Genomic DNA, 18,227 nt, shown 5'->3' with positions numbered 1-18,227 from the left:
GGGCGCCGATGGGCAAGCACCTCAACCGTGCCAGGGCGCACTTCGGCACCGACACCCGCGGTCTGCTCGAAGGTGGCCGGCACGCGTTGTTGCACACTCGCAGCCTGGAGTTCGACGAGTTGCGACCCTACGTGCCCGGCGACGACGTGCGCGACATCGACTGGAAGGCCTCGGCCCGCTCGGGCTCGGTGCTGATCAAGCGGTTCGTCTCGGAGAAGCACCACAAGATCCTGCTGGTGGCCGACGCCGGCCGAAACATGCACGCGATGGCCTCCGGCGGTGAACGCAAATGCGATGTCGCGCTGAACATCTTGGGTGCGCTCGGCCTGATCACACTGGGACGCGCCGACGAGATCGGGATGGTCTATGGCGACGCGCGGGGCAGCCTGCGGGTGCGGCAGCGCCGCGGCGAGAACCACATCGAGAGCATGCTGCAGAGCTACCACGCCCATACCGGCAAGTCCGGCCCCAGTGACATCGCGAGCCAGTTGACCTATGTGGCAACGCATTACCGTCATCCGCTGCTATTGGTCGTGGTATCCGACGAACCCGATCCCGACGAGCGTCTCGCCGGCGAACTGTCCCGGCTGACCGCCCGACACGACGTGATGTGGGCCATGGTCGCCGACATGCCGGCATCCGAGGCCGTGCACGGCGGCTACGACGTCGCGTCCGGTCGGCCCGTCCTCGGTTCGGCGGCGGTCGATCCGCGCGTGGTCGCGGCGTACCGGCGGGCCGAGGACCGGCGCATCCAGCATCTGGCCGAATTCATGACTGCACAGGCGGTTTCGCATGTGACGATCTCGCGCACCGACCAGATCCGGCGGGCCGTCACCGACATGACCAGGGTGTGGTCGCGTGCCGGATGACCTGCTGGAGTTCGTCAGCGGACCACCCTCCTACTCCAGGCTGTGGCTGTGGCTCGGCATCGCGCTGCTGGTGGCCGTCGTCGGCTGGTTCGCGGCCATCTTCGTCGCCACCTTGCCTGCCCAGAACCTGCGAAACACCCCCGGGCTGCGCACCTCCCACGCACGGCTGTTGCGACACCGCTACGCCAGGACCGCAGGCGAGATCACCCGCCGATACCGTGCCGGAGAACTCACAGCCCAACAGGCCGGCACTGCGCTGAGTCACACGCTGCGCAGCTTTCTGCACCAGGCCACCGGTACCCGCGCCCAGTACATGCAGTTGCGCGCGCTGGCGGCCGGAGACCTGGCCCACGCGGTACCCGTGCTGGAGGCCCTCGGCACCGCACAATTCGCCAGAGACCCCGACGTCGACGTCGGCGAACTCGGCGACCACACCGAAGAGCTGATCCGATCGTGGAACTGACATGGTGGCCGGTGCTCGCCGCCGGGATCGGCGCCCTGATCCTGGCGGTGGCACTGGCAGTTCTGCTGCCGATCCGCAGCGATCAGGAGCGGCAGCTGCCGCTGGCGCACACCGCGCGGCTGACCAGGCTGCCCGAGTACCGGGCGGTGGTGCGCCGACAGACCCGGACCGCCATGGTGGCGTTGACGCTGCTGATCCTGTTGTACACGGCGACCGCGCTGGCCAGCGCCCGCCCGAGCGGGACCTTCTGGGACGCAGACGGTTCCGACCCCCGCGACGACATCATGCTCTGCGTCGGGGCGCCGTCCACCGACGAGGCGACCGGCAGCTTCCTCGGCCACTTCGCCCGGGAGGCCGCCACCGTCTACGGGTCCGAACGGATCGGGCTGACCTCGCTGAACCGGCGGATCGTGCCGCTGACCCGCGACCATCAGTTCGCCGCCGGGCGGCTCTCGGAGTTCGCCGGCGGACGTTCGGCCGCGCCGCTGAACGCAGCGGTGACCTATGACGACTACGCACCCACCGTCGCCGACGCGCTCGCACTCTGCATGACCGGATTTCCCGACTTCCAGGCACCCGGCGACACCCGCCGCGCATTGCTCTACCTGGGCCCGGGGGCCCTGCGCGCACCCGGGGACGACCGGCCGTCGCTGTACACCGACGCCCAGGTCGCCGACATGGCGAGGCAGGCCGGAGTGCAGATCAACGCTATCGCCACCCCCGGTCGGGACACCGCCGCGCTGAGCACCGCCACCGAGGCCACCGGCGGACAGTTCTTCCGATTCGACGCCGCCGCCATCGACGGGCAACTGGACACCATCCGTGCACACCCGCCGGGGGGCACCGACGACGGCTCCGACGTGCGGGAAGACTCCCCGGTCGTCGTCCTCGTCGTCGCGCTGGCCCTGGCGGCGCTGCTGGGGGTTTCGCTGCTGGCGGTGCGACGATGAACTTCGATCCGGTTCTGCCGCCAGCGTTGCTGGCGGTGACCGCGGCGGCGCTGGTCACCCTGCGCGCGATCGCGCTGGGCCCGGCATCCCGGGCCGGACGCCGGACGGTGCTGCGGTGGTCGACCACCACCGCGGCGATGCTGCTGCTCGTGCTGGCCGCGGCGCGGCCGGGAAGCGGGACCACCGACGTCCTCGACGCCGGGCAGCCCCGGCCGGAAGACGCCAATGTCTACCTCGTCGTCGACCGGTCGGCGGATTCGGCCCGCACCGGGCCCGACGGGGTGCCGCGGATGGCTCAGATGCGCGACGACATCGAAGAACTCATCGACGCTCATCCCGGCGCCCGGTTCGCGCTGATCGGGTTCGCGTCGCGGCCGGCGATCGAGTGGCCACTGTCTGACGACACGTGGAGCCTGGAACCGGTCGTCGACGCGCTCACGCCCTACCCCGGCCCGACCGCGGCCGGCACCGAGGTCAACGCCGCCGCGGCAGCGAATGTGCTGCGCTATCAGATGATCGCCGCCGGTCAGCAGTATCCGCGAGCACCGAACCTGGTGTACTACCTCGGCTCGGGCGCACCCGAGTCGACGGCGCCCCAGGGCACGTTCGACACCGCCACGCCCGACGGCGGTGCGGTGCTCGACTACGGCACCGGCGAGGGCAGGTTGCGCGAGATCGCCGGACAACTGGAACTGCCCTACGTGGCGCGCGGAGACGGTCAACCGTTACCCCGCGACGAGGAAACCGAGCGCGATGCCGCCGCCGTCCCCGACCCCGGCGAGGCGACGCCACGCGTCGAGTTCTACTGGGTACTCACCCTGCTGGCGTCGATGTTCCTGCTGGTCGAGATCTTCTTGACCGCGCGGGATCTGCTTCGGGCCCGCGCCACCCGCCGTGAGGTGCTGTCATGACACAGGTCCCGGCCCGGATCCGGCGGCGACGACGACTGCTGCTGGCGTCGGCGGTGCCGGCACTGGTCGCCGTCTTGATCGCGGCGAAGTTGATCTCGGTTGTGGTGTTCGGTGATTCGGCGCAGCGGCACTTCGCCGCCGGTGAGATCGGCGCTTTGCGCCAGGATGTGTCGGTGCTGCAGACACTCGACCTCGTCGAACCCGGTAATGCCGCGTCGGCTGCGGGCGGCCTCGCGGTGCTCGAAGGCCGTCTGGACGAAGCGGACGCCAGCTTCTCCGAGGCGCTGGCCGGCACCGACCGCGACCGGTCATGTCCGGTGCGGGTGAACCTCGCCCTGGTGCGGGAGCGCCACGGTGACATCGACGCGTGGGAAGCACGATTGGATATGGCGCGTCAGCGCTACGAGAGCGCGCTGCAGGTGATCGCCCAAGCACCTGAGGGTTGCTTCGCCGACAACGAGGATCCCGATCCCGAGCGTCGTGCGGTGCGCCACGACGCCGACGAACGGATCACCGCCAAGATCGCGGCGCTGGGCTCGGTGGCTCCCCTCGCACCACCGGCGCCCCCTCCCCCGGGAGCGGCCGTCGCCCCGCCGCCGGCACCGCCGTTGACGGCACCCGACGAGGCCGGGCCCACCGAGGAACGTCGCCTCGACCGCGGCGGCGATCCGCTCGAAGTTCTGCGACAGCTGCTGCGCGACGGGGCCGTCGCCTAGCCCCGCCGCGTCGGCAGGTCGATCACGCCGTGCTGTGTCGCGTCATCAGGTCACGCGCGCGTGGTGCCCGTCCAGTACTCGGCGATCCTGCCGTTGGCGATGCGCAGCAGATCATTGCCGACATAGCGGGCGGGCCCGTCGCCGGTGGAGCCGGTCGCGACCCAGCGGGCCGCGAGCAGATCCCCCTCGCCGAACGGTCCGATCTCCACCGCGAACAACAGCTCCTTGAGCTCCGAGCGGGTCTGGTCGACCACAGCTTGAAGCTCGTCGGGTCCGTGCACCTCGTGGGTCGGCCAGTGCCCCACGAAATCCGGCGACACCAGATCGCCGGCGATGCGTTCACCTGCCCAGAGACCATTGATCCAACGGTGGTAGAGCCGCTGCCCCACCAACGCCTTGGGGCTAATAACACCTCTGTGGTTTGTGAGACCCCGAGGGCGGGTCATGACCTGCGGATTACTCATGACACTGTGTTACCCGCCACAGCGCTCAGCTAAGCCTTACGGCAGCACCCCGACGTTACGCCCATGGCATTGACTGTCACTTTCCGCTGGTGTCGTCCCGATCGTGGGGCCCGCCGCCCTGGCCGCGCAGCCGGGACTGCAACTGTTCCCGGTCGCGGCGACGCCTTTCGTCGATCACCGCGATGCTCGCGTTGGCTCGCCGACGCAGCGGCGTGAACAGCCAGATACCCAGCGGCAAGCCGACGACGAACGCGAACAACAGCGCGACCACGACCGGGAACTCGCGGATACCGAGCAGATGACCGGCCCCGAGGATGCCCGCCGTCAGCACCACGACGAGCGCCAACCGCGCTGCGGTGTAAGCGAGCACGTCAAGAATGAGTCGCGATCCCGCCGGTCGATCATCAGCCACGATCCGAGCCTACCGAGGACGCGTATATTGACAGGAAGGAGGTTTTGAGTGGCCTATTTGCTCCTGATTCTCGTCTTGGCCGGACTGGTGTACGTCGGCTGGCGGGTGACCCGGATGAACGCGAACCGACCGCGCACCCGGGTGATCGGACCCGACGACGATCCCGACTTTCTGCGACGGATCAACCCGCGCGACGATCAGCCGCGCCCCGACCAGCCCCGGCCCTGACCACACGCGTGCGGCGCGTGCGGCCCGGCCGCTACCCGACCGGGTCGGAGCGGCGTGCGCCCGGAAACCCGTCGGCGACCACAGCGGCCAACTCCAGCAGTGCTTCCCGGGTGTCGCGGCGCAACCGGTCCAGGCTGATCTCCGCGCCTTCCTCGAGATGCGGGTCGAACGGCACCTGGCAGACCGCCCGGCAGCGCCGCGCGAAATGATCGACCACTTTGGTCAGGTCGACCTTCGCACCGCCCCGCTTCGCCCCCGCGCGCACACCGTTGATGACGGCGATCGAATTGCGCACCATGTCCTCGTGGCCATGTGCGTCGAGCCAGTCCAGCGTCGCTGACGCGCTGCGCGCCCCGTCCACCGAGCCGGAACTGATCACCACCAGCACATCGGCCTTGTCGATGACCCCCGCCATCGCCGAGTGCAGCATGCCGGTGCCACAGTCGGTGAGCACCACGCTGTAGAAGCGCTCGAGCACATCCACCGCACGGCAGTAGTCGGCGGCGCTGAACGCCTCGGAGACCGCGGGATCGCTTTCGGAGGCCAGCACCTCAAGCCGGCTGGGCCCCTGTGAGGTGTACTGACGGACGTCGCTGTACGCGGCGATACCCTCGGCGTCCCGCAGCAGGTGACGTACCGTCGCCGGGGTCTCCACCGGCACCTTCTGGCTCAGCGTGCCGCGGTCCGGGTTGGCGTCCACCGCGACCACCCGATCGCCGCGGGTCGTCGCGAAAGTCGCTCCGAGAGTCGCGGTGACGGTCGTCTTTCCGACTCCGCCCTTCTGGGAGAGCATCGCTATCCGGTAGCAGCCCCGCAGCGGGCGCTGGACCCGCGCGATGAGCTGGTTGCGCCGAATCACCTTCGGGCTCTCCCCGACATTGATCAGCCGGCCGGATCCCCGGTAGAGCCATTTGCGCCAACCGGCCGACGGGCCGCGGTTCGCGGTGCCCAGCAACGCCACCGTGGACAGGTCCAGATAGGGGGCCTGGTCACTGCTGACGATCGGCGACACACCCTCCGGCGGCGTCGGAGCCGTCCACTCGGCGGGAACCGGCGCCATCGGATCGGAGAACCGTTGCTGTGCACGAAAACTGCTCGGCACGTTGGCCAACAGTCACTCCCCTCTCCATGTCGTCCGATTGTCGGCTCAGCCGCCCCATCCCTCTGTCGGCTCAGCCACCCCATCCGATTGTCGGCTCAGCCGACGCCAGCATACGAGTGCAGACCGACGGTCACGAGGTTGATGAAGAACAGGTTGAACACCATCGCGACGAAGCCGGCGATGTTGATCCAGGCCGCCTTGCGGTCCCGCCAGCCCGCGGTCGAACGGGCGTGCAGGTAGGCCGCATAGATGACCCACGCGATGAACGACACCGTCTCCTTGGGATCCCAACCCCAATAGCGGCCCCAGGCCTCTTCAGCCCAGATCGCACCGAAGATCACCCCGAATCCGAACACCGGAAACGCGAAGATCGTGGTGCGGTAGGCGATCCGGTCGAGGATCTGCGCATCGGGCAGTTTGGCCACGATGCGTCCGACGGCGTCGGTGCGGCCGGAGTCGCCGAGCCGCGACATCTTCACCAGGAACAGGATGCTGGCCACCCCCGCCACCAGGAACACCCCAGAGCCGAGGCTGACCACCGATACGTGGATCGGCAGCCAGTACGACTGCAGCGCGGGCATCACCGGCGCGGCATGCGAGTACAGCCACTTACCCGAGACGGTCAACAGGATGAGCACCGGAAGCAGGACGAAAACCCACAGCGACCGATACTGAGGGCGGCGCAACACCCAGGCCGCGGCCACCAACCCACACCAACAGGTGAGGTTGATGAACTCGTACATGTTGCCCCACGGCACCCGTGAGGTGGACAACCCGCGCAGCACGATGCACGCCAACAGCAGAATGATCCCGACGTAGGTCAGCGCGACGCCGGAGGTGCCGAGCCGCTCATCGAACGGGCGCCGCGGCGCGTCGACGACGACGCCGGGCGCCGTGCTGTCGCGGCTTACACCGCCGGCGCCGACCAGCTCACGGCTGTCGGCCTTGCGGCTGCGGCTGTAGGCCAGTTCGACGGCGAGCAACAACAGCGCCGCGAGCAGCACCAGCACCGACGACGTGAACGCCAGATCGGAATACCGGGCCAGCCCGATGTCGACGGCCGTGTTCATCGGCGCTCCGTTCGGTTACGAGCTGCACTCATGGGTGATCCGCTTTCTTCTCTTGCGTCGGCTCGGCGGACCCCATGTCGGCGAGAAGCCGCGCCGTCAACCGTTCGAACTCGTCGCCCCACCCGGAGTTGTCGGTGCGGGCCAGGCCGCCCAGCTCGACGTTCACCGTACCCGCCGCCCCCGGCGCGAGCCGCACCCAGACGCGGCGACGCCGGACGATCAGCGACACGAGCAGCCCGCCCATCATCGTCATCGAGAACACCAACACCCAGATCTGGGCCGGGTCGTGGGATACCTGGAGGTTGACGAACGGCACAGCGCCGTCGAACCGGACGACCGTGCCGTCGGCGAGCCGGGTGTCCTCGCCGGCCCGCAGGTTAACCCGCGCCGCCTTGGTGAGCCGCCCCTGGTCGATCATGCGCGGGTCGAGGGTGAACAGCGACTGGGGTCGTCCGGTGTCGAGCCCGGTGTCGCCGCGGTAGACGTCGATGGCGACGGCGGGGTCGTTCATCTCCGGAAACCGGGACGACAGCAATGTGCCGTCGAGTTGAGCGGTCGGGGCGAACAGACCCTGGATGGCGAGCTGGTTGCGGCGCCGTTCCCGCTCGTCGGAATACGTCCCCCCGGGCGGGTCGAATCGCATCGCCCCCGACGACAGGAACGTGATCTGGTCCTCGGGCCGCCACTGCAACGTCTGGGTGCGGGTCTGTCCGTCCGGGAAGGTCACCGAGAACGTCGGCGCGTAGCCGTGCCCCTGCAGATAGACGCGGTCCCCGCCGACGCGCAGTGGCTCGTTGACCTTCAACAGGTAGGACCGCCAGGTGCCGGTGGTCAGATCGTCGCCGGCCTGATAGTCGATGTCGGCCTGGAAACCGACCGCCTGCCCGTTCTCCAGGTAGGTGGCGGTGAAGTCGTTGACCCGCACGCACATCGGGTACAGCGATGTGCCGTCGACGGTGTTGCCGGCGCGGAACGAGTCAAAGGCGGCCGGGGATGCGGTGCAGAACCCGGGGCCGCCGTCGGCGACGACGATCACGTTGCCCTCGTAGCTGAACATCTTGCCCGCGGCGATCGCGACGAGCAGCCCGAGCAGCGAGAAGTGAAAGACGATGTTGCCGAACTCGCGCAGATAGCCCTTCTCAGCCGAGATCTCGACCATCGGCGCCGTCGCCGGAGCGGCTCCGGTGACTGCGGTCGGAGCGTCCCGGCGGGTCGTGCGGCGCCAGCCCCGCAGCCGCGCATCGACGGCCGCGGCCACCGCGTCGACATCGGCGGCCGGCACCTCGGCGGCGTGGTGCTTGGGCAACCTGGCCAGGTTGCGGGGTGCGGGGACCGGGGTGGCGCGCAGGCTGCGCACATGTTCGATCATGCGCGGGGTCAGACAACCCACCAGCGAGATGAACAGCAGCACATAGATCGCGGTGAACCAGAAGCTGGAGAACACGTCGAAGGCCTGCACGCGGTCCAGCCACGGGCCCAGGTTCGGATACTCGGCGATGTACTCGGCGACCCTGGTCTCGTTGAGGTTCCGCTGCGGCAGCAACGCACCGGGGATCGCGGCCAGGGCGAGCAGGAACAGCAGCACCAGCGCGGTGCCCATCGACGTCAGCGTCCGCCAGGTGTTGCGGATCAGGGCGAACAGCCGCGACACCGCACCCGGGGAAGCCGGGGGACGCGGGTCGGTGTCCTCGCGCGGGGGTGCGGTGACCATCAGATCGGGAGCCTGACATCGCTGACGAACGCGTCACGCACCCAGGACACGAACTCGTTCCACAGACCGGTGACCAGAGCGACACCCACCAGAATCATCAGCACGCCGCCGAACACCTGGATGGTCCGGGTATGTCGGCGTAACCAGCCCAGTCCCGCGACCGCCCGCGCGGAACCGAACGCCAATGCCACGAACGGGATCCCGAGCCCGAGGCAGTACGCGATCACCAGCACCACCCCGCGCACCACATTGCTGCCCTCGGTGGCCGAAGCCACCGCGATCACGCCGGTCAACGTGGGCCCCAGGCACGGCGTCCAGCCCAGCGCAAACACCGCGCCGAGCAGCGGGGCCCCACCAAGGGTGGAAACCTGGCGCGGCGTGAACCGGGTGTCGCGCTGCAGCATCGGCACCAGCCCGATGAACACCAGACCCATCAGGATGGTGACCACCCCGCCGAGCCGTTGCAGCAGAAGCTGATTGGTGATCAGCGTGGTCGTCATGCCGAGCACGGCGACGGTGCCGAGCAGGAAGACCACGGTGAACCCGGCCACGAACAACGCGGCCGCACCGGCCACCCGCAACCGCGCACCCTTGACCGCGACCGCCCCGGGGCCGGCGCCGCGGTCGTCGACCCCGACCACCGCGGCCAAGTACGACAGATAGCCGGGCACCAAAGGGATCACACACGGCGACGCGAACGACACCAACCCCGCGGCTGCGGCGAGTCCCATCGCCAACAACAGCGGGCCGGTCGTCGTCAGCTGGTCGATCTGGTCCAGATTCATCGCTCGGCTGCCAGCCGCTCGACGACAGGTTGTAGGTCCTCGGCGAGCAGTTCACGCAGGAACACCGCCGCCACCCGATGCTCACGGTCGAGCACCACCGTCGACGGGATGACCGTGGTCGGGTAACGCCCGCCGAACGCGATCATGGTGCGCATCGGCGGATCATAGATGGACGGAAACGTCACCCCGCGATCGATGATGAAGTCGCGAGGCGCGTCGATGTTGTTGTCGCGCACATCGATTCCGAGGAAGGCCACCCCCTGGTCGCGGGTCGCCTCATAAACCTGCTGTAGCTGGGTGATCTCGGTACGGCACGGCCCACACCACTGCCCCCAGACATTGATGACCACCACCTGACCGGCGAAGTCGTCCAGCGAGATCGTGGTGTCGGTGTCCATCAGATCGGGGCCTGCCAACGGCCCGGGAGTACCCCGGTCCGACGGCGGATCGTAGAAGATGTCGGTCTGCCCGCCAGGGGCGACGAACTCGAAGGTGCCGCCCTGCGCGACGGCGTCGCTGCCGGTGGCACAACCGGCGAGCACGGCGGTGGCCGCGCACGCCGCGAGCACCGTGCGCATCAGGGCCACCACCGGTTTCACTGTCCGGCCAACTCCGCATACCCCCAGCCGACACAGGTCCCGTCGTAAAAGTAGAACGACGTCACCGACGCGAGATTGCACATCCGCTTGGTCGGGAAATGGTGCAACGGGCGGTCGGTCATCGCGCGGCGCAGGGTCTCCACCGGCAACTGGTGACTGACGCACACCGCCTCGTGCCCCTCCGCGGCAGTACGGGCCCGGTGAACCGCGCGTGTCATGCGGGCGGCGATCTGCCGGTACGGCTCACCCCAGGACGGGGTGCGCGGATTGCGGAGATGCCACCAGTTCCGCGGATCTCGCAATGCCCCGTCTCCGGGTGAAACACGCTGCCCCTGAAAGACATTGGTCGACTCGATCAACTCGTCGTCAGTGTCGATGCGCAGACCGTGCCGTGCCGCGATGGGGGCGGCGGTCTCCTGCGCGCGCTCCAGCGGCGAAGCCACGATGTGGGTGATGTCGCGGGTGGCCAGCCAGTCGGCGACGGCCTGGGCCTGCGCCCGCCCCCGGTCCGACAGGTGGTAGTCCGGCAGCCGGCCGTAGAGGATCTTCTCCGGGTTGTGCACCTCACCATGGCGCATGACGTGCACGATCGTGGGATTGGCGCCTCCGGCACCGGAATTCTGATCGGCGCCTCCGGCACCGGGAGTCGGCGTCGTCATGCCCTCGCCTGCGCCGCGGCCCGCGCCGCCGCGGGCAGCGCCGCGGCGATGGTGTCGAATGCGTCGTCGTCGAGAGCAGTCGAGACGAACCAGCATTCGTAGGCGCTCGGCGGCGGGTAGACCCCGGCATCGAGCAGAGCATGGAAGAACGCCGGAAACCGCCACGTCTCGGTGGCACGGGCCGAGGCGAAGTCGGTCACCGGTTCGTCGCCGAAGAACACGCTGAACATGTTGCCGGCCCGCGGAATACGGTGGGCCACACCGGCTTCGGTGAGCGCGTCGCCGATCAGGCCGACCACCCGGTCGGCGTTGGCGTCCAGGGCGGCGTAGGCGGCATCGTCGGCTGCGCGCAGCGTCGCCAACCCGGCGGCCATCGCGACCGGGTTGCCGGACAGCGTGCCCGCCTGATACACCGGCCCCAGCGGGGCCAGCCGGTTCATCACCTCGGCGCGTCCGCCGAAGGCCGCGGCCGGTAGCCCGCCGCTCATCACCTTGCCGAAGGTGAACAGGTCGGCCTCCACCGGGTCCAGTCCGTACCAGCCGGCGCGGCTGACCCGGAAACCCGTCATCACCTCGTCGACGACGAGCAGTGCCCCGTGCGCGGCGGTGATCCGGCGCAGTTCGGCGTTGAAACCCGGCAGCGGTGGGACCGTACCCATGTTGCCGGGGCTGGCCTCGGTGATCACACACGCGATCTCGTCACCGAAGCGGGCGAACACCTCTTCGACCGCGGCGACGTTGTTGTACGGCAGCACGACGGTGTCCGCCGCGGCAGCGCCGGTCACTCCCGGCGACGACGGCAGACCCAGTGTCGCGACCCCGGAGCCGGCGTCGGCGAGCAATGCGTCGCTGTGGCCGTGGTAGCACCCGGAGAACTTCACGATCTTGGCGCGGCCGGTGAACCCGCGAGCCAGCCTGATCGCACTCATGGTCGCCTCGGTGCCGGAGTTGACCAGGCGCAACAACTCGACAGGTGCGACCCGCTCGATGATCTCCCGAGCCAACTCGGACTCCGAAGGGGTCGGCGCGCCGAACGACAGCCCGTCGGCGGCCACCCGCTGCACCGCCTCGACGACTGCGGGGTGCGCGTGCCCCAGGATCATCGGGCCCCACGAGCACACCAGGTCGACATATCGGTTGCCGTCGGCGTCGGTCAGCCGGCACCCGTTGGCCGAGGTGATGAACCGCGGTGTGCCACCCACGGAGTTGAATGCCCGCACCGGCGAGTTGACCCCGCCGGGGATCACCGAGGACGCGTCGGCGAACAACTTCGCGGACAGGTCGGTACTGCTCATGCCGACCAGTGTCCCAGCCGGGTCAAAAGCGTCAACTACAGGGTGTAGTGGTCACCGGACCTCGGTGAGCCGGAACACCGGATGGTCGGCGTCGGCGGGCAGTTGCCGCCAGTAGCTCTCCACCACCTTGCCCGCCAGCGGCCGATAGACGGCCATGACCGGTGCGCGCTGCTCAACCGGGATCTCGGCGGCGATATACGCGGTGTGACCGACCTTGACTTGCGGGTTCGCTCGCACATTCTTGACCCAGTCCGACTCCCCGCGCGTCGAGACCAGGTATCTGACGCCGTCGACCTCGGGCACCACAACCGGAATCTGCTGCGGGTGACCGCTGCGCCGACCCGTCACCGTCAGCGTCTCCCCCATCCCGAACACCATCGCGATCGGGTTGAAGATCCGCCTGGTGAACCACGGCGGCTTGAGGTAGGCCACCCCATGAGTGTGATCCGCGTCAGAGTGCTGCCGCAACAGCCGGGGGACGTATCCGCCACTTCCCCGCCGGGGCTGGTCGGCCGCATCATGGCGGCATGCAACTACCGCAATGGCTGGCGCGGTTCAACCGCCGCGTCACCAATCCGATCCAGCGGCTGTGGGCCGGCTGGGCACCCACGATGGGCATCCTCGAACATGTCGGTCGGCGCTCCGGGAAGCGCTACCGGACACCGCTGACCGTGTTCTCGACCCGCGACGGCGTCGCTGTGCTGTTGACCTACGGGCCCGACCGGGACTGGCTGAAGAACCTCCAGAGCGCGGGCGGCGCGACCATGCGGCGCCACGGCAGGTCCTTCGAGGTCACCGAACCCCAGGTGGTGGCCAAGGCGCAGGCCGCACAGTCGGTGACCGGGATGATGCGACCGCTGTTCGCGGTGCTGCCGTTCGAACAGGCGGTGGTGCTGCGGCGCGTCTGACGCCGTCAGCCGCGGGGCTCGACGTGCGCGCGGATCGGTCCGTGCGCCACCGTCGTGAACGGCACGTCGACCCGGAAATCGGCATCCGTCGAGCGGACCCGCAGGCTACGGATGATCGTCGCCAACGCCAGCGTGGTCTCCAGCCGCGCGAAGTGCTCACCGATGCACGACCGGGCACCGCCGGCAAACGGGACGTAATGCCAGCGGTCCCTGGCCGCCGAGTTCTCCGGACTGAACCGGTCGGGGTCGAACCGCTCCGGATCCGGCCAGACCGTCGGGTCCCGGTGCAGCGCATAGATGCCCACCGCCAGCAGGGTGCCGGCTTCGACGCGATAGCCGCCGACGTCGATGTCGCGCACCGCCAGCCGGCCCACTCCGGCCGCGGGCGGGCACAACCGCAGCGCCTCGTGCAGCACCTGCACGGTGTAGGGCAACCGCGGCACGTCGGCGGGTTCCAGTTCACGATCGCCCAGTTCGGCGGCCTCGGCCGCCACCCGGGCCTGCACGTCGGGATGGTGCCCCAGGATCCAGAGCGCATAGGTGAGCGCGGTCGCCGTGGTGTCGTGACCGGCGAGCATGAAGATCAACAGGTCGTTGCAGATGTCCGCATCGGACAGCGACAAGCCGGTCTCCGGATCCGTCGCCGCCATCAGGGCGCGCACCAGCGGCGCATCCCGGGTGGGATCGTCGCGACACGCCTGCAGGATGTCGGCGGTGACCGCCAGCATCGACGCCACCGCCGCCTTGGCCCGCCGACGGGCCGGCGTCGGCAACCAGCGCGGCGCCCGCACCGGGCGCAGGGCCCGGTCCGCGGTGTAGGACGAGGCGACGTGCATGTGCTCGGCGATCACATCGGCGCTGTCGTTGAGGTCGACGCCCAGCACCGACCGGCCCAGAGATTGCAGGGTGATGCGGCGGCACTCCAGGTCGAGGTCGACGTCACCGCCGCCCTGCCAGGTGTCGACGAACCGCTGCGCGGCCCGCGACATGTGGCCGCCGAACAACCGCACGTTCTGCTTGGTGAACACCGGCTGCAGCGCACGTTTGCGCGGACGCCACTGTTGGTTGGGCAGCACGAACAAGCTGTCCCCGGCCATGTCCTGCACTTCTTCATGGACGATGCACCGCTCCGAAAAGGCGTCATTGCGGCCGAGCACATCGCGGATGCCCTCCGGGGAGAACACCGCGACCAAGGGCGGGAACAGCCACTTCGGCGCCACTTGGACCCGGGTGATGGGTCCACCGGCGGCGCGGATCCGCAATTGTCCGGTGTCGAGTGTGCGCACCAACGCCAACAGCTGCCGGTACGGGAGCGGGTTCCTGGGCACCGGCGGCAGGCCGGCCACCCCGGTGTCAGTCCCGGCGACCACTGCGGTCATTCCACGTCAGCACCGCTCCCCGGCCCGCGGTCAGCACGGTGCCCGGCATCACCCGCAACCGGTACGGCGCCAGCCGCAGCACCGCGAACGCGTCGCAGGTGGGGCCGTCCTTCCACATCGGGATGATGGACGGGTCATAGCCCACCGGCTCCGGTCCGGTCGCGAACTTCTGCCACACCGCGGTGCGGGTGTCGTCGTCGGTGTACCACTCGGTGAGGCATTCGGCCGAACACGTGTCGTGGTTCGTGCTCCAGTAACTCACCGACACCTCGGGATGCGCGGCCAGATGGGCGCGCTTGAGCGGGGTCGGCACGGTCGCGATCCAGCCGAACAGGTCGGTGCCGTCCCACTCCCAGATCGGGTGCAGAATGCGGGTGCGGGGTTTGCCGTCATCATCGACCGTTGCCACCGAAGCCCACACGATCGAGTGGGCCATGCCGACGAAGGCGGGGGCGATCTGATCGAGCGGCGTCACGAGTTCACCTTAGGCACACGGAATTCCTCCCGCTGCCAAGGGCGTCACTCGTCGAGCTTCCTCTTGAACTCCTCGGTGTTGCGGTACTCGACGTTTCCCTCCTCGGCCGAGGTCTCGACCTTGCCCTTGTGCTCGTCGTCGACCCAGTCGGTGACCGAGGTGCCCGACACCGTCCCGCCGCTGCCGGGCAGCGTGGTGGTCTGCAGATCCTCGGAGTAGGCCTTGGCCATCTCCTTGGCCTTCTCCCGATGTTCGTCGGTGATCTCGGGCTTCTCGGTGAGTTGCTGGTCCGCTGCGCTGTCCTGGTCCATGGCTTTCGGGATGACCGAAAGTGTGATCTACGAAACACGCCGTCATGCGGGCACCGTCCGGAGCGCGGCGGGCAGGCTGGGCAGAAAGTGCTGACGGGCGAAGGCACGGATGTCGTCCGGAGTCTGCAGGGGTCGGGCGCTGGGCAGCAGCAACACCATCGCCGCGTACCGCAGGATGCAGTCGGCCAGCTCGTCGACCGCGTCGGGCCCGATGCGCTCGGCGAACCCCGGAGGAAAGATGACCCGCAACGCCTCGGCCATCCGGTCGATCGCCGCGCGGTGATACCGGCCCGCCAACTCCAGGACGAGTCCGGGTTCTTCGGTGATCATCTGGTGCAGCACCCGGTGCCGCCGGAACTTCAGGATCGACAGGGTGAACGCCTCGACGTAGTAATTCGACTGAGGGCCGGCTTCGTTGAGCTCGGCGGCGATATCGGCGAAGAGTTCGACGTTCTCGCGCTCGATCACCGCGCCGACCAGCTCGTCCTTGTTGGCGAAGCGTCGGTAGATGGTCGTGCGGCTGACCCCGGCGCGCTTGGCCACGTCCTCGAGCGCGACCCGGCGAAAGCCGTGCCGCTCGAACTCGACCACCGCGGCGTCGAGGATGTGCCGCGTGGTGTCAGTCGCTGTGGCGGGCATAACCCTTGACGGCGTAGCCGCTGTACCGCACCCGCATGGGAAGACGGTCCCACACCCAGTTCACCGGACGTGAGCGCCACAGCGCGGCGAAGCGCTGATACCGGCGTTCCTGGCGGTCGGTCCAAGGCAGCGCGAGCAGCGTCCGCGCCCGCGGCGGCAGCCCGCCGGTGGTCAGAAACGCCGCCAGCGGGTTGAACACCGGTGCGACGAGCCGCCACACCAGCGGGTGCACCGCCTTGGGCTTCGGGAAGCCTTTGGTGACGTAACCCACGCCGTATTTCGCCGACGGGTGGGCCACCACGACCCGGTCCATCATCCGGTCCCAGTACTGCTCGAATTCGGCGTAGGTCGCCGGCATCGGGCGGTCGCTGACGCCGTAGCGGCGGTACCAGGTCTTGGACTCCAGCCAGATCTGCTCGCGTTCGGCGTCGGTCAGACGCTTCACGAAGGTGTCGGCGAAGTAGTAGATCTGCTCGACGAACGTCGCGTGCGCCCAGAAATACGTCTCCGGATCCAGGGCGTGATAGCGCGCGCCGTCGGTTCCCGGCATCTCGCCTTTGACGTGGTGGTGGAAGTCGCGGACCTGCCGGCCGGCGTTCTCCTCGTCGGAGCCGTAGACGGTGTTGAAGATCGGCGGGATGGTCCGCCTGAGCCGCTCGGCGGTGTCGGCGAAGAACGTCGAATGGTCATACACACCCTGGCCGAGTTCGGCGAGCATGTTCTGCAGCACCGCCGGCCGCGGGCCGATCAGGTACATGCGGTTGTCGCCGAAGTACCGCCACACCAGGGACTCGGGGCCCAGGGGCAACGCATCGGGTTCCGCGCCACCGAGGGGTTGACTGGGGTCCGCCAGCTCCGTCATGGGCAACAGTGTTACAGATTTTGCACTTTGTTCCAACACTGGTGTGGGGCAGGCCACACCGACAGACCTGGGTGGGCCGCGACCGGGCAGCGACCGGGCGACGGGGCGTTCGCGGGGCGTTCGCGGGGGTGGGGGTTCGCGAGGGTGCACCTGTAGTCGTCAGGCGCGTCCTGTGACTACCCAGAGCGCACTTTCGCGGCCATGAGCTACCGAGAGCGCGCCCTCGCGGCGGAGCGGGCCTGCCGCAGCCGTGAGATGCCGAGGACAGCGAGCACACCGGCCGCGGTGGCGAGCAGCAGCGACAGCGTGATCATGGGCGCGGAGTAGACCTGCGACGTCGTCGACGGTTCTCCGGCGAGCACCGGGGCGACGACGACGTCGGTGCTGGCACCCAGCCAGCTCAGCACACACCCGACGGCTGCCGCGGCCGCCAGCACCAGCTGCAGGACGGTTCCCCGGCCGGCCTTCTCGCTCATGACGCCGGCTCCGGCGGGATGCGCTCCTCGATCAGATTGGTCAGCGCGGCGCGGAGCTGCTGGTGTTTGCGGGCCCACGCCTGCGCGGTGCGATCGTTGGTGAGCCGCACCCCGATACCGGTGCGCCCGCGCGGTACGCCGGTGAGCTCGCCGAGCGCCCGCGCATACTGCCATTTGGGTGTCTCGGCGCCGGTGGCCTCGGGATAGATGCGCACGATCTCGTCGGTGGGGGTGATCTCGGTGCCCTGACGCAACTTCTCGGTGGTCAACTCCACCGACGTGTGAATCCGGGCCGCCTTGACCTGGATCGCCAGGAACCCCGATACCAGCACGAAGAACAGACCTGGGACCAACCACTGGATGCCGTACCCGGCGGACATCTGGATCATCGCCATCGCCACGCCGGCCGCCGGACCGGCCAGCACCCACAGCCAGCTCGCCCCTTGCTCGTAGAACAGCACCTCGGGTGCGTCAGCGGGTTCGGTCACGCCGCGCCCTCCTGTTGGAACCACAGTCGCGCCGACGGCTGAACCAGCAGCACCGCACCGACCAGAACGGGCAGCAACCCGAGCAGGATCAGCGGCTGCGCCACCCCGACGCCCAAGGCGAGCAGGCCGATGACCAGCACCGCGGCGAAGCACAGTGCCAGCGTCGCGAGACGGAACCGGGCATCGCCGCCTCGGGCGCGGCCGACGAGAAATGCCAGCGCGCCGGCCACCAGCACCGCGCCGACGCCGCTGACCCGGTAGACCGTCAGGTAGTTGCGCACCTGATCGTCCGAGATCGCCGGCGGGATGGCTGCGCGTGCTGCCTCGAACGTCGCGGTTGCGGCCATCAGCCCGCCGACGATCATGATGACGGCGCCACCGATGATGCACCAGAATGCGAGATCGACGATGCGGGGCCTACTGGGCGGCGTGGGCGCGGTCATGGTCGGGTCAGC

General features: G+C 68.9%; 25 protein-coding genes. 7 read left to right on the top strand and 18 right to left on the bottom strand.

The window, feature by feature from the left end:
* Positions 1 to 8 precede the first annotated feature (8 nt).
* Genes ACNUDN_RS03785 through ACNUDN_RS03765 form a run of 5 tightly spaced genes read left to right on the top strand, consistent with a single transcriptional unit; the run spans position 9 to position 3,909 of the window.
* Positions 9 to 869: a DUF58 domain-containing protein gene (locus ACNUDN_RS03785; protein WP_419120701.1), complete on the top strand. Its 861-nt coding sequence runs from the start codon at positions 9 to 11 to the stop codon at positions 867 to 869.
* Positions 859 to 1,332, top strand: a complete 474-nt coding sequence (locus tag ACNUDN_RS03780; protein WP_419120700.1) for a hypothetical protein — start codon at positions 859 to 861, stop codon at positions 1,330 to 1,332. The genes ACNUDN_RS03785 and ACNUDN_RS03780 overlap by 11 nt, the downstream gene beginning before the upstream one ends.
* Positions 1,323 to 2,282: a hypothetical protein gene (locus ACNUDN_RS03775; RefSeq protein WP_419120699.1), complete on the top strand. Its 960-nt coding sequence runs from the start codon at positions 1,323 to 1,325 to the stop codon at positions 2,280 to 2,282. The genes ACNUDN_RS03780 and ACNUDN_RS03775 overlap by 10 nt, the downstream gene beginning before the upstream one ends.
* Positions 2,279 to 3,193, top strand: coding sequence for a VWA domain-containing protein (locus tag ACNUDN_RS03770; RefSeq protein WP_419120698.1), 915 nt, complete (start codon positions 2,279 to 2,281; stop codon positions 3,191 to 3,193). The genes ACNUDN_RS03775 and ACNUDN_RS03770 overlap by 4 nt, the downstream gene beginning before the upstream one ends.
* Positions 3,190 to 3,909, top strand: a complete 720-nt coding sequence (locus ACNUDN_RS03765; protein ID WP_419120697.1) for a hypothetical protein — start codon at positions 3,190 to 3,192, stop codon at positions 3,907 to 3,909. Before ACNUDN_RS03770 ends, ACNUDN_RS03765 begins: the two co-directional genes overlap by 4 nt.
* A 50-nt stretch (positions 3,910 to 3,959) precedes the next feature.
* Here ACNUDN_RS03765 and ACNUDN_RS03760 read toward each other — a convergent pair whose 3' ends face one another.
* Both ACNUDN_RS03760 and ACNUDN_RS03755 read right to left on the bottom strand, forming a co-directional pair.
* Positions 3,960 to 4,373, bottom strand: a complete 414-nt coding sequence (locus ACNUDN_RS03760) for a nuclear transport factor 2 family protein (protein ID WP_419120696.1) — start codon at positions 4,371 to 4,373, stop codon at positions 3,960 to 3,962.
* A 76-nt stretch (positions 4,374 to 4,449) separates the two neighbouring features.
* Positions 4,450 to 4,785 carry a DUF4229 domain-containing protein gene (locus ACNUDN_RS03755; RefSeq protein WP_419120695.1) on the bottom strand — a complete coding sequence of 112 codons (336 nt, stop codon included), beginning with the start codon at positions 4,783 to 4,785 and terminating at the stop codon, positions 4,450 to 4,452.
* Between the two features lie 48 nt (positions 4,786 to 4,833).
* Between ACNUDN_RS03755 and ACNUDN_RS03750 the strand changes: the two genes are divergently transcribed.
* Entirely contained in the window at positions 4,834 to 5,013 is a 180-nt protein-coding gene (locus ACNUDN_RS03750) for a hypothetical protein (RefSeq protein WP_419120694.1), read from the top strand.
* A gap of 31 nt (positions 5,014 to 5,044) precedes the next feature.
* On the opposite strand, the gene ACNUDN_RS03745 is transcribed toward ACNUDN_RS03750, so the two are convergent.
* From ACNUDN_RS03745 to ACNUDN_RS03710, 8 genes are all read right to left on the bottom strand, one after another.
* Positions 5,045 to 6,073 carry a MinD/ParA family ATP-binding protein gene (locus ACNUDN_RS03745; protein WP_419125006.1) on the bottom strand — a complete coding sequence of 343 codons (1,029 nt, stop codon included), beginning with the start codon at positions 6,071 to 6,073 and terminating at the stop codon, positions 5,045 to 5,047.
* A 137-nt stretch (positions 6,074 to 6,210) separates the two neighbouring features.
* Positions 6,211 to 7,185 carry a c-type cytochrome biogenesis protein CcsB gene (gene ccsB, locus ACNUDN_RS03740; protein WP_419120693.1) on the bottom strand — a complete coding sequence of 325 codons (975 nt, stop codon included), beginning with the start codon at positions 7,183 to 7,185 and terminating at the stop codon, positions 6,211 to 6,213.
* Positions 7,186 to 7,213: 28 nt separating this feature from the next.
* The gene (gene resB / locus ACNUDN_RS03735; protein WP_419120692.1) at positions 7,214 to 8,896 is read right to left on the bottom strand and encodes a cytochrome c biogenesis protein ResB; all 1,683 of its coding nucleotides are present in this window, start codon (positions 8,894 to 8,896) and stop codon (positions 7,214 to 7,216) included.
* Positions 8,896 to 9,681, bottom strand: coding sequence for a cytochrome c biogenesis CcdA family protein (locus ACNUDN_RS03730; protein WP_419120691.1), 786 nt, complete (start codon positions 9,679 to 9,681; stop codon positions 8,896 to 8,898). The genes resB and ACNUDN_RS03730 overlap by 1 nt, the downstream gene beginning before the upstream one ends.
* Complete coding sequence (locus tag ACNUDN_RS03725) at positions 9,678 to 10,280, bottom strand: TlpA disulfide reductase family protein (RefSeq protein ID WP_419120690.1); 603 nt, start codon at positions 10,278 to 10,280, stop codon at positions 9,678 to 9,680. Before ACNUDN_RS03725 ends, ACNUDN_RS03730 begins: the two co-directional genes overlap by 4 nt.
* Positions 10,277 to 10,858, bottom strand: coding sequence for a histidine phosphatase family protein (locus tag ACNUDN_RS03720; RefSeq protein WP_419125005.1), 582 nt, complete (start codon positions 10,856 to 10,858; stop codon positions 10,277 to 10,279). The genes ACNUDN_RS03725 and ACNUDN_RS03720 overlap by 4 nt, the downstream gene beginning before the upstream one ends.
* A 77-nt stretch (positions 10,859 to 10,935) precedes the next feature.
* The gene (gene hemL / locus ACNUDN_RS03715) at positions 10,936 to 12,234 is read right to left on the bottom strand and encodes a glutamate-1-semialdehyde 2,1-aminomutase (RefSeq protein ID WP_419120689.1); all 1,299 of its coding nucleotides are present in this window, start codon (positions 12,232 to 12,234) and stop codon (positions 10,936 to 10,938) included.
* Between the two features lie 51 nt (positions 12,235 to 12,285).
* Complete coding sequence (locus ACNUDN_RS03710; RefSeq protein WP_419120688.1) at positions 12,286 to 12,666, bottom strand: nitroreductase/quinone reductase family protein; 381 nt, start codon at positions 12,664 to 12,666, stop codon at positions 12,286 to 12,288.
* Positions 12,667 to 12,761: 95 nt separating this feature from the next.
* On the opposite strand from ACNUDN_RS03710, the gene ACNUDN_RS03705 reads away from it, so the two are divergent.
* Positions 12,762 to 13,142, top strand: coding sequence for a nitroreductase family deazaflavin-dependent oxidoreductase (locus ACNUDN_RS03705; RefSeq protein WP_419120687.1), 381 nt, complete (start codon positions 12,762 to 12,764; stop codon positions 13,140 to 13,142).
* 5 nt (positions 13,143 to 13,147) lie between these two features.
* Here ACNUDN_RS03705 and ACNUDN_RS03700 read toward each other — a convergent pair whose 3' ends face one another.
* From ACNUDN_RS03700 to ACNUDN_RS03665, 8 genes are all read right to left on the bottom strand, one after another.
* Positions 13,148 to 14,521 (bottom strand): cytochrome P450, encoded by a 1,374-nt coding sequence (locus ACNUDN_RS03700; RefSeq protein WP_419120686.1) that lies wholly within the window; start codon positions 14,519 to 14,521, stop codon positions 13,148 to 13,150.
* Positions 14,496 to 14,996, bottom strand: coding sequence for a pyridoxamine 5'-phosphate oxidase family protein (locus ACNUDN_RS03695; RefSeq protein WP_419120685.1), 501 nt, complete (start codon positions 14,994 to 14,996; stop codon positions 14,496 to 14,498). The genes ACNUDN_RS03700 and ACNUDN_RS03695 overlap by 26 nt, the downstream gene beginning before the upstream one ends.
* Before the next feature lie 44 nt (positions 14,997 to 15,040).
* Positions 15,041 to 15,307, bottom strand: a complete 267-nt coding sequence (locus ACNUDN_RS03690) for a hypothetical protein (protein ID WP_419120684.1) — start codon at positions 15,305 to 15,307, stop codon at positions 15,041 to 15,043.
* A gap of 42 nt (positions 15,308 to 15,349) precedes the next feature.
* Complete coding sequence (locus ACNUDN_RS03685) at positions 15,350 to 15,946, bottom strand: TetR/AcrR family transcriptional regulator (protein ID WP_419120683.1); 597 nt, start codon at positions 15,944 to 15,946, stop codon at positions 15,350 to 15,352.
* Entirely contained in the window at positions 15,927 to 16,808 is an 882-nt protein-coding gene (locus ACNUDN_RS03680) for an oxygenase MpaB family protein (RefSeq protein ID WP_419120682.1), read from the bottom strand. The genes ACNUDN_RS03685 and ACNUDN_RS03680 overlap by 20 nt, the downstream gene beginning before the upstream one ends.
* Positions 16,809 to 17,014: 206 nt before the next feature.
* Entirely contained in the window at positions 17,015 to 17,284 is a 270-nt protein-coding gene (locus ACNUDN_RS03675; RefSeq protein ID WP_419120681.1) for a hypothetical protein, read from the bottom strand.
* Positions 17,281 to 17,772 (bottom strand): transport-regulating membrane protein Mce1N, encoded by a 492-nt coding sequence (gene mce1N, locus ACNUDN_RS03670; RefSeq protein ID WP_419120680.1) that lies wholly within the window; start codon positions 17,770 to 17,772, stop codon positions 17,281 to 17,283. The genes ACNUDN_RS03675 and mce1N overlap by 4 nt, the downstream gene beginning before the upstream one ends.
* The gene (locus ACNUDN_RS03665) at positions 17,769 to 18,215 is read right to left on the bottom strand and encodes a hypothetical protein (protein ID WP_419120679.1); all 447 of its coding nucleotides are present in this window, start codon (positions 18,213 to 18,215) and stop codon (positions 17,769 to 17,771) included. The genes mce1N and ACNUDN_RS03665 overlap by 4 nt, the downstream gene beginning before the upstream one ends.
* Between the last annotated feature and the right edge of the window lie 12 nt (positions 18,216 to 18,227).

This window comes from Mycobacterium sp. smrl_JER01, from assembly GCF_048513595.2.
Lineage (GTDB): Bacteria > Actinomycetota > Actinomycetes > Mycobacteriales > Mycobacteriaceae > Mycobacterium.
The sequence above is the reverse complement of the archived record's forward strand: the minus strand, read 5'-3'. Positions and strand labels throughout refer to the sequence as shown.

Coding starts and splice junctions, on each gene's coding strand:
- ACNUDN_RS03785 (WP_419120701.1), top strand. CDS start 9: ATGGGCAAGCACCTCAACCGTGCCAGGGCGCACTTCGGCACCGACACC.
- ACNUDN_RS03770 (WP_419120698.1), top strand. CDS start 2,279: ATGAACTTCGATCCGGTTCTGCCGCCAGCGTTGCTGGCGGTGACCGCG.
- ACNUDN_RS03765 (WP_419120697.1), top strand. CDS start 3,190: ATGACACAGGTCCCGGCCCGGATCCGGCGGCGACGACGACTGCTGCTG.
- ACNUDN_RS03760 (WP_419120696.1), bottom strand. CDS start 4,373: ATGAGTAATCCGCAGGTCATGACCCGCCCTCGGGGTCTCACAAACCAC.
- ACNUDN_RS03745 (WP_419125006.1), bottom strand. CDS start 6,073: ATGGCGCCGGTTCCCGCCGAGTGGACGGCTCCGACGCCGCCGGAGGGT.
- ccsB (WP_419120693.1), bottom strand. CDS start 7,185: ATGAACACGGCCGTCGACATCGGGCTGGCCCGGTATTCCGATCTGGCG.
- resB (WP_419120692.1), bottom strand. CDS start 8,896: ATGGTCACCGCACCCCCGCGCGAGGACACCGACCCGCGTCCCCCGGCT.
- ACNUDN_RS03730 (WP_419120691.1), bottom strand. CDS start 9,681: ATGAATCTGGACCAGATCGACCAGCTGACGACGACCGGCCCGCTGTTG.
- ACNUDN_RS03720 (WP_419125005.1), bottom strand. CDS start 10,858: ATGCGCCATGGTGAGGTGCACAACCCGGAGAAGATCCTCTACGGCCGG.
- hemL (WP_419120689.1), bottom strand. CDS start 12,234: ATGAGCAGTACCGACCTGTCCGCGAAGTTGTTCGCCGACGCGTCCTCG.
- ACNUDN_RS03705 (WP_419120687.1), top strand. CDS start 12,762: ATGCAACTACCGCAATGGCTGGCGCGGTTCAACCGCCGCGTCACCAAT.
- ACNUDN_RS03700 (WP_419120686.1), bottom strand. CDS start 14,521: ATGACCGCAGTGGTCGCCGGGACTGACACCGGGGTGGCCGGCCTGCCG.
- ACNUDN_RS03690 (WP_419120684.1), bottom strand. CDS start 15,307: ATGGACCAGGACAGCGCAGCGGACCAGCAACTCACCGAGAAGCCCGAG.
- ACNUDN_RS03685 (WP_419120683.1), bottom strand. CDS start 15,946: ATGCCCGCCACAGCGACTGACACCACGCGGCACATCCTCGACGCCGCG.
- ACNUDN_RS03680 (WP_419120682.1), bottom strand. CDS start 16,808: ATGACGGAGCTGGCGGACCCCAGTCAACCCCTCGGTGGCGCGGAACCC.
- ACNUDN_RS03675 (WP_419120681.1), bottom strand. CDS start 17,284: ATGAGCGAGAAGGCCGGCCGGGGAACCGTCCTGCAGCTGGTGCTGGCG.
- ACNUDN_RS03665 (WP_419120679.1), bottom strand. CDS start 18,215: ATGACCGCGCCCACGCCGCCCAGTAGGCCCCGCATCGTCGATCTCGCA.